Raw genomic sequence first — 14,696 nt, forward strand, 5'->3', positions numbered from 1 at the left:
GGGGTTTAGCGTTCGTCCCAGGCGGGCAACGGCACGTTTTCGGGCTCCGCTAACGCAAGATCGACTGGGAACACCGGCACGATTTCGCCGTCTTGCCATTGGCTGACGAAAAACAGTGCGGCTTCATTCTGCCCGAACTCGTTGAACCGTAGACCTGATCCGTCCACGTTGCTGCGATCGGCGATATCAATCGTGTCAGCCGCAGCGGCGATACCTTCCGGTGTGAGTTCATCCGCAGCCATCATCGTGTCGAACAGCGCCATCGCACCCATGAAGCCGTTCATGTCGAAGGCGCCCGGGTGAGCACCATTATTCGATTCACCGTAACGCTCAATGAACTCGTCATAGTAGGCTTTCGCCTGGTCGCTGAGGCCCTCGGTGTTGAGTTGCGTCGAGAAACCAACGTTGAACACTCCGTTACCCGAGCTGCCCATCGACTCGATCCACGACTCGTTAACGTGGCCGCCGCCCGAACCGATTACCACCGGTGGGTTGACGTCGGATGCGCGCATTGCACGACCGAGTGCCGCCGCATCCGCGTCATAGCTTGTGAGAATGAGGATGTCGGGATTGGCATCGCGGATTTGAAGTGCGACGTTGTTAAGGTCGGTGCTGTCAACTGGGTAGGCGGCGTTTAGTACGATCTCCATTCCATAGGTTTCAGCAGACTCCGTCACGCCGCTGAACACGTCTTCACCGTAAGAGGTATTCACACCGGCCCAGCCGACGGTCATTTCTTCCGGTGACTTGCCGAGGTCGTCGGCAAGCTGCTCTGCCGCGAAGGTCACGGCGTCGACACCTATGTCCTTTGCGGTCAGCGATGCGCGGTAGATGTTGTCGTACGTGCCATCAGTGATGCCAACCGCCGAGGCCCCCGTCTCCCAGTAGAGCCCTCCTTCACCGGTGATGACCGGAATGGCAGCCAAAGCCAGCGAAGAGCCAAAAGTTCCCATGACGATATCGATGTCCTGATTGAGCAGTCGTTCCGCCGCCTGACGTGCAGATTCATCATCGGGAGCATCTTCTGTGACGTATTCGACCATCACACCGTTGATCCCGCCATTTTCATTAATGATTTCGCGAGCAATCTCCGAACCGTCAGCGACACGATTGCCTGTGCCCGCCAGTGCACCCGTCAGTGGCAAAATTCGGCCAATGACAACACTGTCACCCTCGGCCCCGTCGCCACCATTCGCCGCACATCCGGTCAGCGTCATGGCCGCGACAGCGGTCATCGCCAATCCTGCGATGAGTTTCTTATTCATTCGATTCCTTTTCATTAGGAAGAGCTAGATACCTAAGTAGGCTTTTTGCAGCTCTTTGTTTTCGAGTAAGTCTTGAGAATTTCCGGCAAGGCCAACGGTGCCTTGCTCGATGACATAGCCACGATCAGCCACACCTAGTGCTTGCGCGACATTCTGTTCAACGAGCAGCACAGTTACGCCCTCGCTCTTCACTCGGTCGATGACTTCAAACACTTCAGTGACGATTTTTGGCGCAAGTCCGAGCGAAGGTTCGTCGAGAATGAGGAGTTCTGGGTCTGCCATGAGCGCACGCGCGATCGCGACCATTTGCTGTTGGCCACCCGAAAGGAGGCCAGCGTGCTGTCGATAGCGTTCTTTGAGAATCGGGAACAACTCGTACATATGCATAAGATTGTCGGCTTGCTTCTTGCGCGCGCCCGCGGTGGCCGCACCCATGATGAGGTTGTCTTCGACTGTCATGCCTCCGAAGAGGCGACGACCTTCGGGACCGTGGGCGATACCGAGTTGAGCGATTTCGTGCGTCGGCAGGTCGTGAATCGGTCGACCCTTGAAAAGCACTTTGCCGCCACGCGCTTTCACGAGACCTGAGATGGCTTTCAGCGTTGTCGTCTTACCCGCACCGTTGCTCCCAAGTAGCGCAACGACTTCACCTTGCTTGACCTCGAAATTGAGGTCAAGCAATACTTTCGCCCGGCCATAGGAGACCGCGAGGTTCTCAACTTGCAACATGTTCGTACCCTTCCCCGAGGTAAGCGGTGAGAACGCCCGGATCCTTCGTCACCTGAGCGGGAGTGCCTTCAGCAAGGTTTCGGCCGCGCTCCAACACCACTACGTGTCGAGACAGCCCCATTACGGCCTTCATGTGGTGCTCAATCAAGATGACCGACATGCCTTCATCAGCCAGTTCTTGGATCGTATTCATCATCGACTGGACCTCGGAAGGCACGAGCCCACCCATGACCTCATCCAGTAGGACGAGGGTCGGTTCGGTTGCCAGCACACGCGCCACTTCAAGACGCTTCCGCAGTCCGATCGGTAATGCACCCGCGACTGCGTCTGCGTAGGGCCCCAGGCTCATTCGCTCAAGAATGGGCTCAGCAACTTCAAGTGCTGCTGGAACTGAAAGGTGTCGATTGAGCGCACCGACCAGCACGTTTTCGCGAACGGTGAGCTTCGGCAGACCTCGAACTTTTTGGAAAGTACGCGTGAGCCCTTCCATTGCTATTTGTTCGGGTGCACGACCAATAATTTCTTTGCCGTTGAATCTAACCGATCCGGAAGTCGGCTTCATGAATCCAGACACGATGTTGAACAGTGTGGTCTTCCCCGCACCATTGGGACCGATAACTCCGGTGATGGCGCCGCGCTCGGCCGTGAGATTCACCTGATCAAGAATCTGCAGGCCGCCGAGGGAAATACTGATGCCTTTGACTTCCAAGATGTTGTCAGTCATGACTCGTCCTCCTTCTGTTGGGCAGCAACCAAAACGCTATCTGTGTCTGTGAACAGGGCCTGGTCTTCAAGCGTGACTACCGCGCTCGTGGGAATCTCTTCCGAAGGACTTCGCTTGTGCGTAACTTTGTTCCTCACCCAGTCGAACGCCTTACGGAAGACACCCACGATGCCGTTGGGCAGCAACAGAATTGTGACTATGAGCAGAACCCCATAGATCAAGCTCGACAGGCCGGGAACCGCCGCGCCAATCGCAGCAACCACGAAATGGTCGAGAAGGGTAATGAGCGTCGAACCGACAAGCGGACCGAAGACACCGACCATGCCACCGATAATCGCCATCAGCGCAGGTTCCCAGGTCACATTCACCGATCCAACGTTTGCGGGAGTGATGTACAGCGTGTATTGAGCAAAAACGGAACCAGCCAGTGCCGTAAAGAAGCCCGACAGCGCGACCGCAAACATCTTGGTTCGGACGGCAGGAATACCGATCGCGCGTGCACTGACTTCATCTTCTTTTACAGCGTTCATCTGGTATCCCAGACGCGAACGCCGCAAGTAAATCACGATGGCAGCTGTAATGACATACAACCCCAGAGTCAGATAAACATACTCTTCTTTTGTCTGGAAAATGAGATTCCAGAATCCGGTATCTTTGGGGATCGGAATACCTTCATCGCCACCGGTAAGATCAGAGAAGTTCTGCAGTGCGATATAAACGATAACCGCGAGTCCGAGTGTGGCTAGCGCAAAATAGTGGCCACGCAAGCGCAAGCTAATCAATCCGATGAACAGGGCCACCACGACTGCCATAAGCGCCGAGAGGAGCATCGCTGGAATCGTAGGAATCCCAAGGTTGAGCCGCAAGAGAGTGGTACCGAACGCACCAACCGCAAAGAGAGCCCCGTGCCCCAGCGAAAAGAGCCCAGTCATACCTCCAGCAATATTCCACGCGGTCGCGAACGTCGCGAAGATGAGGATGGTATTGATCAAGTCAACCGAGAGACGGCTGGGGCCAGTCAATGTGTAGGCAATGACGCCGATAGCAATCACCGCGAGCGGAATAAATGGTTTGAGTCGTTGCATGAGAACTATCCACCTACCATCGCGGCGTCGAGTGACTTCTTACCGAAGAACCCTTGTGGCCGAATTGCCAGCACCAGGACGAAAAGCACGAAAATCGACGCCTGCATCCATTGTGTGCCGAAGAAGTAACCGGCAAAGGTCTCGATAATTCCAACCACGAGGCCACCGATAAAAGCGCCTCCGACCGAACCGAAGCCGCCGAGCACCACGATCACGAAGCTCGTGAGGACGTAGTTAAGACCCGTTGTCGAATTGACAGAGGTAAATGGTGCGAGCAATACACCGGCACCAACGGCAAATGCCGTACCTAGAATAAAGACAATCGCATATGTGCGATTAATCCGCAGACCGACGACTTTCGCCGCATAGTGGTCTTCCGATACCGCACGAATTTGCTTTCCAACGCGCGTCCGATAAAGGAAAAACCAGAGCGCAGCAACGAGCACGATTCCGCCAACGAACGCAATAACGCGACCAACTTCAACTTGCACGCCGAGGACACTCAACCGCGTGGCAGCGAAGTCATTCGAGATCGCAAATGTACGCGAACCAAAGAACATCAGTGCCGCAGCCTGCAGCGCGATACTCAACCCAAGTGTCGCGAATATCTGGACATTGAGCGATTTACCAATGGTCGGTCGAATGATGGCTACGAATATGAGGTATGCCACCGGTATGGATGCGATGATTACGAGCAACCCTGCTAAATAAGGGTTCATTCCCGTGGATGTGACAACAAAAATAGTTGCAATCATCCCCAGCATTACAAACTCTCCGTGAGCGAAGTTCATGACGTCCATGACGCCGAAGATTAACGTCAGACCCACGGCCACGAGTGCGAGCACGCCTCCGGCCATAATCCCAAGTACGACTAGATCCCACATCGGGCACCTCCTTTCTTTACGTTTTGCAAATGTTCAAATAGTGATTCGGTGATAACCAGCATCATTGTTGTGCACCATTGAGCTGGTTTTCATTCCGAGTATCGAGATCGACTTCCCAAGCCCGGACGTTTTCTGCGGCAGATGCGCGCTGTCGCCGATCCCAGTTGCTCCCGGTATGTATGGGTCGCAATGCGTGAAAGAGTCGGTAGATCCGTGGGACATATGTCGTCCGAGCCCTTCGTAAAATAGAGCCTGCGTACGCATCAGCAACGTCATCAACAGAATTCGTAATGTTGAAAGGCCAAGGCAATCCCTTACTGGTCTCCGCACGCGAGGCAGGACCCTGAAGCATTGGCGTTTTCGTCCACCCCGGATAGAAGACTCCGACGTCAACGCCGTGATGCAAGACCTCAAGCCGCAGCGCACCTGCGAACGCGTCAATTCCGGCTTTGGCCGCAGCGTAGACCGAGGACTTGGGTGTGTGCTTGAGCACCGCCGCCGAGCACGTGAAAGTGATGTAGCCGCGGGAGGCGATCACGTACTCGAGTGTGGCCTTCACAGTGCGGATCTGGCCCGCGAGATTTACATCGATGATTCGCAGCAGCTGTTCGCTTGAGGAAGCCCTCACGGTGCTGGCGCTACCGATACCTGCGTTTGCCACAATGGCATCAATACGACCGAACTCGGTCATGACCTTTGCGGCCGCAGACTCGAGCGATTCGATGCTGGTGACATCGGCCTCAATGCCGATGTGCTCGGCACCGAGCCGTTGGGCGGCAAGCGCAACTTCGTCACCAGCACGATCTACAAGCGCGATTCGACAGCCCTGCGCGGCCAGCTTGGTCGCGGTGGCAAGGCCGATCCCGCTTGCGCCTCCGGTAATGAATACGGTCTTCTTGGTGGAATGCGGTACGGATAATGCGTGGTTCATAGAATAGCTTTCCCGTGGAAGAGCGCTACTGCATATGCGATCCGCCATTGACATCAACGGTGGCTCCCGTGATGAACGACGAATCAGGTTCGCTCAGGAATCGAACAGTGTGAGCGACATCTTCAGCCGTGCCCAGGCGACCGACTGGAATCGTAGTGGCGTAGTCGGTGTTCACGTTGTCCCCCACCATCGAGGCCATGCCCGATGCGATACGGCCGGGTGCGACGGCATTGACAGTGATCCCGAACTCTGCGAGCTCCTGCGCGAATGCGCGAGTCACGCCAAGGAGGCCTGTCTTCGTTGAGGCGTAGTGCAAGCCGCCAAGGCGACCGCCGTAGCGGGCGGCGACTGAGGCGATATTTATGATGCGGCCATAGCCCTGCTCGATCATGCCAGGGGCAAGGGTCTTGATGCCAAGGAACGGACCCGTCAAGTTGACGCCGAGCACTGCATCCCATTCCGTCTTCGGAATGTCGATACCTTCGAGCTTCTTGCCGTTGTGTTTGGGGGAGATCCCAGCGTTGTTGACAAGAATTGTAGGTGCACCGAATTGACTGCTGGCAGCCTCACGAATCGCATTCCAGCTCTCTTCGGATGCGACATCAGCGACGGTCGTCTCGAGCGCGTCGACGGACTGTGGGAATTTTTCGCGCAGCTCTTGCAGCGCGTCATCGTTGACGTCGGTCGCCACGACCTTGTCTCCGCGTTCGAGCAGTGAAGCTACGATCGCGGCACCAAGCCCACCGGCAGCACCGGTTACAACGGCGATTTGTCGCCCTTCAGGACCGTTGTTCATGCTGGGATTCAAATCTTTTCAATTTCGTAAGGTTCGTCGTGGAAGCTGCTGTTCAGCTCGCGGAATGTGAAAGAAAAATCCGGCCATAGTGTGGTGAGCCGGCCCGAGCTCGGGTCCACGTACCAGCTGCTGCAGTCGCCCGAAAGCCAGACAGTGCCCGCACTCAGCTCTTCGAGCTGCCGCATATAGCTTTCTTGCTCTTCGCGGCGCACTTCGAGCACTTTGTCCTCGGCAACTTGCTCGAGAGCCTCGAAGACGTAATCCATCTGAGCCTCAGCAATATAAATCGCCGAGTTGTGCCCAAGACCGGTGTTAGGCCCTTTCAAGAACCAGAGGTTGGGGAACCCGCTGACCGCCGTGGTCTTGTACGCTTCCATGCCGCGATCCCAGTGTTCGCGCAGCGTACGCCCGTCACGACCGTAGGTGCGATAGGCCATTGGAATATCCGTGGCTTCGAAGCCAGTGGCCGCAATGATGACGTCAACTTCGTGCTCGACGCCGTCGGCCCCGATGACGCCATCCCGGGTTATGGCCATGACCCCACCGGTCACGAGCTCGACGTTTTCGCGCAAGAAGGTCGGGTAATACGAGTTCGATTTCAGGATGCGTTTGCATCCGATGACGTAGTCAGGCGTCAGCTTGTCACGCAGTTCACCCGCTGGTATCTGTCGCTCCAGGTGTCCCAAGGCGGTTCTTGTCACTGTGTCGATGAGTGTCTGTGTGCCACGTCGCTGCGCATACCGTTCTTCATTCGCCCAGAACAGGTCGTCGCGAATTTTCTGCATGAGTTCTGGGCGGCGCTCAAACATCCGCTTTTGCGCTTGCGTGTAATGCGGGTCGTGGCGGGGCGTGACATAAGCAGCTGAGCGCTGAATCACCACGAGCTGTTGGGCGACTTCAGCAACTTCAGGGATGATCTGGATAGCACTGGCTCCCGAACCGATCACTGCGACGCGCTTGCCTTTGAGATCAACCGAGTGATCCCATTCCGCGGAATGGAAAAGTTCTCCTTGGAACTCAGCGACGCCAGGGACTTCGGGGAACTTTGCGTCCGAAAGATAGCCGGTGGCCATGATAAGCGCTGGAGCCTCAAATAGCTCTTCACCCGATTTGACCGTCCAGAGCTTCCTGGCATCATCCCAACGAACTTCGTCAGCGTTCGTATTGAAACGGATGTGCGGGGTCACGCCTTCGGCAGCGGCCACAGTCTCCATATACTCGAGAATTTCTGGCTGTTGCGCGTACATTTTTGACCAATTCGGGTTCAACGCGAAGGAATACGAGTACAGGTGCGAAGGAACATCGCACTCGGCACCGGGATAGGTGTTGTCGCGCCATGCGCCACCCACGGTGTGACCGCGTTCGAGTATTACGTAGCTCTGCTCGCTTTTGCGCTCCAGCTGAATACCGAGGCCGACACCTGAGAATCCGGCGCCAATAATTAGAACGTCAGTTGACGTGATCGTTGCCGTGTCATTCATTGTCTATTCCTTTTCTACTTTTCCCGCAGCTAGGCCATCAGTGGTTCAACCGTGGCGCCGGCAGGGACGCCATCGGGAGTTCTTACAAAGTCATCAATGAGCATGAAAACCTGTGCAGGCCGCTCGGTCGTGACGGCGTGGCCCGCGTCTACTTCGGCGAGTCGCGCATTCTCGATACCGCCGAGCAGTTCATAACTGTGCCGAATCGGCACCATCTGGTCTTCGCTGGCACCCACCACGAGCGTCGGCGCGGTAATACGTTCAACGTCCTCACGGATGTCTACGTTGTAGTTAATTTGCATTTCGCGGTCGACTCCGTTGCGGAAGGTGCGACTCGAAATCAACGCTTCAAGGTCCTGGTCGGCACGAGTTCGCAGAAATTGTGAACTGAATGCCAGGAGCGTTTGGAACTCCTGCAACGGGCGACGCTCACCACTAAAAAGCGTCTGCCACACGTGATTACGCAACCTCTGTTGCTTATCTGTCGTAATCCAGCCAGCAAGGAGCGTCAGCGTTTTCACGAGAACGGGTTGACGGCCAGCAAGTGCGGCGGCGACAACTGCACCAAGTGAGTAACCGACAAGGTGCACTGGCACGCCCGGCGAGCGAGCTTCTATAACGGCCACCACCTGATGTACGAGATCGCTCAGCTGGGAAACCGCATCCACGACCGCATCGACTCCAATCACCCGGTGTCGAGCGGCAAGCATGGGATACACGGTTCGGTAATGTGCCTCGGTGCTGCCGCCAGTTCCGTGCACGAGCACAATTGGCGCGCGACCGTCTCCCGGAGCGCCAGTGTCGTGATATCCGACCTCAATTTCACCCAGGCGAACTGAGCCAGCGACAGAGTCTGCGTGTAGCTTCACTGCTTCTTCTTTCATTCGAAGGATGTCGATCCACATGGGATGTTCTTCCGAAAACATCTCAACATTGAGAGCGCACCCTCATTCGGAGTACTCTCTCACTATATGCATTGAGAGTGCACTTCGCAATTCTTTTTTCACGCACTTCTCATCACCAAAGGAGCAATTATGCGAATTACTGGCGCGGTACTGCGGGAATCGGGAGCAAGCCTTCCCTACGCTTCGAGCAGACCACTGGATGTGGTCAGCCTCGAGTTGGCCTCGCCTGGCCCAGGTGAAGTGCGCATCCGCATAGAAACAGCAGGTCTCTGTCACTCCGACCTCTCCGTCGTCAACGGCAGTCGACCCCGACCGCTACCGATGCTGCTCGGCCACGAGGCCGCGGGCATCGTTGACTCGTTAGGAGAAGGCGTCGAAGATCTTGCCGTTGGTCAGCGTGTCGTCACGGTGTTCTTGCCGCGATGCGAATCGTGTGCAGCCTGCCGCACTGGCGGGAGACTTCCCTGCGAAGCTGGCACGCTTAGCAACAACGACGGAGTCCTGCCCTCTCAGAAAACTCGGCTCTCTGAAAATGGTTCGCCCATTCGCCATCATCTTGGTGTCTCAGCGTTCGCGACCCATGCAATCGTAAGCCGACGTTCAATCGTGCCTGTCGGTGATGACGTACCGCCCAATGTTGCAGCAGTGCTGGGCTGCGCGGTTCTCACGGGAGGAGGTGCGGTAAAGAACGCCGGCGCGCTTCAGCCAGGCCAAGACATCATCGTGATCGGCCTGGGCGGCGTAGGAATGGCAGCGATCCTCACCGGAATTGCCATTACCTCGGCCGCAGGTGGTCGGGTCATTGGCGTGGACGCGATTCCGGCAAAGCTGGAAGCCGCGCGGACCCTTGGCGCAAACATTGCTGTCACTCCAGAAGACGCGTTGGCACTCAACCTCCGCGCACCAGTGGTTGTGGAGGCAGCCGGAAATCCCCTTGCGTTTGAAACAGCATTCGCACTAACGGCACCGGGTGGAATCACCGTCACAACAGGGCTCCCACCCGCTGACGCGACCTCGCGCATCACTCCACTCACTGTCACTGCCGAAGCTCGGACCATCGTCGGTTCATATCTCGGCTCAGCAGTACCAAGCCGAGACATTCCGGAGTACGAAAAGCTGTGGCGCGAAGGAAAGCTACCGGTTGAGAAACTCACTTCGACAACTCTCCCGCTCGCCAGTATCAATGAAGCCCTCGACGCACTTGACAGGGGCTACGCAATCCGGCAAATGATTACATTCGAAGGCATCTAAGCTGCTTAGCGAAGGGCCAGGTTCGCCGAATTAGGATCCTCAGAGTGACTACGCCACCGCAGAGCGGTGTCTACTCCGGACACCATATAAGGCGGCATACAGCCAGACATCTGAATGGTTCAGCAATTATTGAACCCTATACTTTCATGAGTTTTTACCGCCGTTGACTGCGGGTCAATTAGAGGCGAGACCTAGGAAACACAAATGAGCGCCCCAGATCAGCAGGACCCCAGCCACCAGCAGTTGAGCTTGCGTGAGAGTAATCGACGCCGTCGGTACTCTAGAATCTTGGCCGCCGCCGACGAACTCTTTAGAGCTCACGGTTTCGATCAAGTTACAACCCGCGAGATTGCTGCCGCCGCGGGCGTTGGCGAGGCAACGCTATTTCGCTATGTTCCGAACAAGAACGATTTGTTGCTGCTCGTGATTGGTCGTCAGCAAGACGCTCTACTCGATGAGATCGAGCAGCATGATGACCTGGTTGCCTCCAAAGCTCCGGTATCTCCGTCTGGTGAGTGGTACCTCGACCGCATCAGCAACATCTACGAGAAGCGCATCACCTTCTATGTAAACGACCCAATCAATGTCGCGAAATACATCGCTACCGGACTGCAATCTGACAACAGCCTCCGGGCCCACCCCATGACATCCGGTGATCGTGTCATCGACCGAGTGCATGGCATTCTCGCTTCAGGTCAAGAAGCCGATGCTATCCGCGATGACGTGGATGCGCTCATCGTCGCTCGCAATATCAACGGCATCTATATTCACGAAGCGCTTCGGAGCCCTTCACGCAATTTGCCATTTGAAACTACATGGGAACGGCTTGCCCAGCGATTCGATGTAATGCTGCGCCCGCTGCTGAAAATGCACCGCAAAGATCAATGCAATCCATTTGTTGATAAATAGTTCTTTTCACAGCCTGGGCTGAATCGGCCGCCAGCCGCCTTAGCGAGCATCACTTGAATCCGCTAACAAACCTAGTTCAGCGCAAGGTGCCCGACTTGCTCGCACTAAGGCCCGGCTCGCATAAGCAGGCACCGCACGGCAGTGCCAAAGCGCGGCTGCGCGCGCGTCTCGTGTAGTGCGAGGGAAGTGCTGCGCTCTTCAGCGCCTCCCAGGTGGCGCGACCCAGATGATTCGGTTAGCGGGCGCCGTTATTGTCGCCGGGGACGTCTTCGTGATCCTCGGTAGCATCGCCTTGCGCGCCGGCAGCATCACCGTGGCTGTCAACAACATCATTGCGGTCGCGGCCTGGAGCTCCTCCCTCGGTCTCCGGCGCGTAGCCCAACTCTTCCTGTTCTTCTGGTACCCGCTCGAGCAGCACCCGCTGCGGTTCGCCGCGGCGGACCATGAGGAAATTCACAATCAGCCCGACCCCGAGGGTTATCACCACTACCAGCGCGGTGAGAAACACCGCGAGGAATCCGAGCACCTGACCGCGCGAGAATTCTCCGTGTTCGGGCAGGAACATTGCAAAGATAAAGCTCAGCACAAGGCCGAGCACAATTCCGAGCGTGAGCCACCCCTGCAGCCGAATTCCGCGCCGCACTTCAGCCACCGTAAAGTCCTCCGGCTTGCGGATGCGGGGCTGGTCGGGGTCGTTCGGATCGGTCGCTGCGGGGTCAGTAGACATAGGAAACATTGTCTCATTTATTAGTGCGCCCGAATTTGCAGCACGCATCCACTCAATCAAGCTTTGAGCGGCTCCCGCTACGCGCGAATTACCGGTAGCGCGAAGGAGACGTCCGCGCGCACGCCCGAAGCATGCAGCTTGCCAGTCGCAAGCGCTGCATCCCAGCTCAGATGGCCGGTTGCCAAACCCAGCCAGAGCTCCGCTGGCATTTCGGTCACGTTTGGCGGGGTTCCGCGAGTGTGGCCGGGTCCCTCGACGCATTGCACCGCGCCGAAGGGCGGGACGCGCACCTCCACCGCATGCCCCGGGACTTTTTCGGCGAGGAGTTGCAGGGTGTACCTCACTGCAGTGGCGAGCACCGTTCGAGGGACGACAACAGCACCGACAGCACCAGCGCCGTCCGCGCCAGCAACCGGTCGACCAGTAGAACCAGCGTCGGCGGCGCGACCAACATCAGCCGCACCGCCCGTACGACCAGCATCCGCAGCCCCAGCAAACCGAACATCCTCAGACCCCGCAGACTGAGCTGAAAGCCACTCCCGAACGGCCTGCTGGCCCACCGCATCCGCAATTTTCGCCCGCGCCATCCGGCATCCCCTTCCCTCGACCGGTAGCCTAGTGCCCGTGAAGATTCTCGTACTTGGCTCGGGCGCGCGCGAGCACGCCATCATCAGCTCACTCGCCAGCGAGGGAAACCACGAAATCATCGTGGCGCCCGGCAACGTTGGAATGGAGGGCGAAGCGAGCCGTATTCGCATCGAACAGACGAACCCGGACCTCATCGCCGACTTCGCCGAAAGCGAGCAGATCGAGCTCGTCGTGATCGGCCCAGAGGCACCGCTCGTCGCCGGTGTCGCGGATGCGGTGCGCGCCAAGGGCATCGCGGTGTTCGGCCCCTCGAAGGCCGCCGCGCAGCTCGAGGGCTCCAAGACCTTCGCCAAGGAAATCATGCAGCAGGCGAACGTGCCCACCGGCGGCGCGCGGCTGCTGCACGAGCTCGCGGATGTCGCCGCGACGCTCGACGAGTTCGGCGCCCCGTACGTCGTGAAGGCCGACGGCCTCGCGTCGGGCAAGGGCGTCATGGTCACGACCGATCGCAACGACGCGCTGCGCCACGCCGAACACTGGCTCGCGCACGGCCCGGTGCTGGTCGAAGAATTCCTCGACGGCCTCGAGGTCTCGCTCTTCTGCATCGCCGACGGCAACACGGTGCGCGCGCTGCCACCGGCGCAGGACTTCAAGCGCCTCCATAACGACGACGCCGGCCCCAACACCGGCGGCATGGGCGCGTACTCTCCCGTCCCGTTCCTCGAGGACCGCTTCGGCGGCGAACGCGCGTTCATGGCGGAGGTCGTGCGCGACGTCGCCCAGCCCGTCGTCGACACGATGCGCGAGAACGGCAACCCCTTCCAGGGTCTCCTCTACTGCGGCCTCATCGTCACCGCGGCGGGCATCCGCGTGATTGAGTTCAACGCTCGCTTCGGCGACCCGGAGACGCAGGTCGTGCTGCAGCGCCTCGCCGAACCGCTCTCGACCCTGCTCGTCGAATCGGCGCACGGCACGCTCGACCAGCATGCCGAGGACCTCGAGATCTCAAACAACTCGGCCGTCACGGTCGTGCTCGCGTCGGAGGGATACCCCGACAAGGTCCGCTCGGGACGCGCGATCCTCGGCCTCGAGGATGCGGAAGCAACGGGCGCGCTGGTTTTCCACGCCGCGACCGGTGCCGACGAAGACGGCATCACCGCGACCGGTGGCCGCGTGCTGAACGTCGTGGGCCAGGGCGACACCCTGCAGGATGCGCGCCTCCACGCCTACGAGGCCCTCGCGCACATCCGCCTCGACGGCGGCCATTTCCGCACGGACATCGCGCAGACCGGTGCCGCGCTGCAGAACACTATCCTCGCTCGCGCGGGCCAGATCACGGATGCGCAGGCCGGGGAGTCGGAGCGCGCCGCCAACGAAATGGCCGCGCAGGCACACGACGCCATGCCCGCCGCGCCCGCAGAGGCGACCGGCGAGATCAGCACGGCCAGCGCATCCAGCGAGCGGCTCGACCTCACCGAGACCCCGATCGCGGCGCAGGTTGCGGCCCAGCGCGGCATCGACCTCGAGTCGATGGGTGGCGGTGGCCGCTCGCTCACGGGTTGGCGCCACATGTACTCAGGCAAGGTGCGCGAGGTCTACGAGTCGGAGACCGACGCGGATGCGCTGCTTGTCGTCGCGAGCAACCGGGTGTCGGCCTTCGACCACATCCTCGAGCCGGAGATCCCCGGCAAGGGCGAGCTGCTCACGACGCTGAGCCGCTGGTGGTTCGACCAGCTCGACGTGCCCAACCACATCCGCGAGCCCGAGGGCTGGGATGCGGAGCTCCCGGCCGAGGTCGCGGCGCGTTCGATGCGTGTCGCGAAGCTCGAGATGTTCCCGGTCGAGTGCGTCGTGCGCGGCTACCTCACGGGTTCGGGCCTCAAGGAGTACGAGGCGACCGGCACTGTGTGCGGCGTCGACCTGCCCGAGGGCCTCGGCGACGGCGACCGCCTCCCCGAGCCGATTTTCACCCCCGCGTACAAGGCGCCGCAGGGCGAGCACGACGAGAACATCACGTTCGAGCGCGTCGTCGAGCTCGTGGGCGAGGAGCCCGCGGCGGCGCTGCGCGACCTCTCGCTGCACATCTTCAACCTCGCGAGCGAACGCGCCGCCACGCGCGGCGTGATCCTCGCCGACACGAAGTTCGAGTTCGGCGTCGACCCCGCGACCGGCCAGATCACCCTCGCGGATGAGGTGCTCACCTCAGACTCGTCGCGGTACTGGGATGCGGACCTCTACTCGAACGCGGAGTTGCCGCTTTCCGAGCGCCTGTCGTCCTTCGACAAGCAGATCGTGCGCAACTGGCTGCGCGAGAACTGGGACGGCGAGGGCACCCCGCCGGCGCTCCCCCAGGAAACCATCGAGCGCACGGTGGCGCGCTATCGCGAGCTGCTCGAGCGACTCGCGGCATAGGTTCGCGGC

At 58.9% G+C, this 14,696-nt stretch carries 13 protein-coding genes and 1 pseudogene; 3 read left to right on the forward strand and 11 right to left on the reverse strand.

The window, feature by feature from the left end:
* Positions 1 to 5 precede the first annotated feature (5 nt).
* The 9 genes from GMOLON4_RS10825 to GMOLON4_RS10865 all read right to left on the reverse strand — a co-directional run bounded on the left by GMOLON4_RS10825 (position 6) and on the right by GMOLON4_RS10865 (position 8,821).
* Positions 6 to 1,265 carry an ABC transporter substrate-binding protein gene (locus GMOLON4_RS10825; RefSeq protein ID WP_026936943.1) on the reverse strand — a complete coding sequence of 420 codons (1,260 nt, stop codon included), beginning with the start codon at positions 1,263 to 1,265 and terminating at the stop codon, positions 6 to 8.
* Positions 1,266 to 1,289: 24 nt separating this feature from the next.
* Positions 1,290 to 1,994 carry an ABC transporter ATP-binding protein gene (locus GMOLON4_RS10830; RefSeq protein ID WP_026936942.1) on the reverse strand — a complete coding sequence of 235 codons (705 nt, stop codon included), beginning with the start codon at positions 1,992 to 1,994 and terminating at the stop codon, positions 1,290 to 1,292.
* On the reverse strand, positions 1,981 to 2,718 hold the full coding sequence (locus GMOLON4_RS10835) for an ABC transporter ATP-binding protein (protein ID WP_026936941.1): 738 nt from the start codon (positions 2,716 to 2,718) through the stop codon (positions 1,981 to 1,983). Before GMOLON4_RS10835 ends, GMOLON4_RS10830 begins: the two co-directional genes overlap by 14 nt.
* Positions 2,715 to 3,803 (reverse strand): branched-chain amino acid ABC transporter permease, encoded by a 1,089-nt coding sequence (locus tag GMOLON4_RS10840; RefSeq protein ID WP_026936940.1) that lies wholly within the window; start codon positions 3,801 to 3,803, stop codon positions 2,715 to 2,717. The genes GMOLON4_RS10835 and GMOLON4_RS10840 overlap by 4 nt, the downstream gene beginning before the upstream one ends.
* Positions 3,804 to 3,808: 5 nt before the next feature.
* Positions 3,809 to 4,687: a branched-chain amino acid ABC transporter permease gene (locus tag GMOLON4_RS10845; RefSeq protein ID WP_026936939.1), complete on the reverse strand. Its 879-nt coding sequence runs from the start codon at positions 4,685 to 4,687 to the stop codon at positions 3,809 to 3,811.
* Positions 4,688 to 4,748: 61 nt separating this feature from the next.
* Entirely contained in the window at positions 4,749 to 5,618 is an 870-nt protein-coding gene (locus GMOLON4_RS10850; RefSeq protein ID WP_051266820.1) for an SDR family NAD(P)-dependent oxidoreductase, read from the reverse strand.
* Between the two features lie 25 nt (positions 5,619 to 5,643).
* Entirely contained in the window at positions 5,644 to 6,414 is a 771-nt protein-coding gene (locus GMOLON4_RS10855; RefSeq protein WP_026936938.1) for an SDR family oxidoreductase, read from the reverse strand.
* 8 nt (positions 6,415 to 6,422) lie between these two features.
* Positions 6,423 to 7,895 carry a flavin-containing monooxygenase gene (locus tag GMOLON4_RS10860; RefSeq protein WP_035732761.1) on the reverse strand — a complete coding sequence of 491 codons (1,473 nt, stop codon included), beginning with the start codon at positions 7,893 to 7,895 and terminating at the stop codon, positions 6,423 to 6,425.
* 29 nt (positions 7,896 to 7,924) lie between these two features.
* Positions 7,925 to 8,821: an alpha/beta fold hydrolase gene (locus tag GMOLON4_RS10865; RefSeq protein WP_084147502.1), complete on the reverse strand. Its 897-nt coding sequence runs from the start codon at positions 8,819 to 8,821 to the stop codon at positions 7,925 to 7,927.
* A gap of 108 nt (positions 8,822 to 8,929) precedes the next feature.
* Here GMOLON4_RS10865 and GMOLON4_RS10870 point away from each other — a divergent pair, with 108 nt between their 5' ends.
* Together GMOLON4_RS10870 and GMOLON4_RS10875 are read left to right on the forward strand one after the other, a co-directional pair.
* Positions 8,930 to 10,051: an alcohol dehydrogenase catalytic domain-containing protein gene (locus tag GMOLON4_RS10870; RefSeq protein WP_026936935.1), complete on the forward strand. Its 1,122-nt coding sequence runs from the start codon at positions 8,930 to 8,932 to the stop codon at positions 10,049 to 10,051.
* 204 nt (positions 10,052 to 10,255) lie between these two features.
* A complete protein-coding gene (locus GMOLON4_RS10875; protein ID WP_084147501.1) occupies positions 10,256 to 10,960 on the forward strand; it encodes a TetR/AcrR family transcriptional regulator in 705 nt (234 codons plus the stop codon).
* A gap of 235 nt (positions 10,961 to 11,195) precedes the next feature.
* Here GMOLON4_RS10875 and GMOLON4_RS10880 read toward each other — a convergent pair whose 3' ends face one another.
* Positions 11,196 to 11,687: an ABC transporter permease family protein gene (locus GMOLON4_RS10880; protein ID WP_026936933.1), complete on the reverse strand. Its 492-nt coding sequence runs from the start codon at positions 11,685 to 11,687 to the stop codon at positions 11,196 to 11,198.
* A gap of 77 nt (positions 11,688 to 11,764) precedes the next feature.
* Positions 11,765 to 12,094: pseudogene (locus GMOLON4_RS10885) on the reverse strand (sterol carrier family protein); the annotation flags it as partial.
* A gap of 217 nt (positions 12,095 to 12,311) precedes the next feature.
* Here GMOLON4_RS10885 and purD point away from each other — a divergent pair.
* Positions 12,312 to 14,687: a phosphoribosylamine--glycine ligase gene (gene purD / locus GMOLON4_RS10890; RefSeq protein ID WP_026936932.1), complete on the forward strand. Its 2,376-nt coding sequence runs from the start codon at positions 12,312 to 12,314 to the stop codon at positions 14,685 to 14,687.
* The last annotated feature ends 9 nt before the right edge of the window (positions 14,688 to 14,696 follow it).

This window comes from Gulosibacter molinativorax (genome assembly GCF_003010915.2).
In the GTDB taxonomy this organism is placed as follows: Bacteria; Actinomycetota; Actinomycetes; order Actinomycetales; family Microbacteriaceae; genus Gulosibacter; species Gulosibacter molinativorax.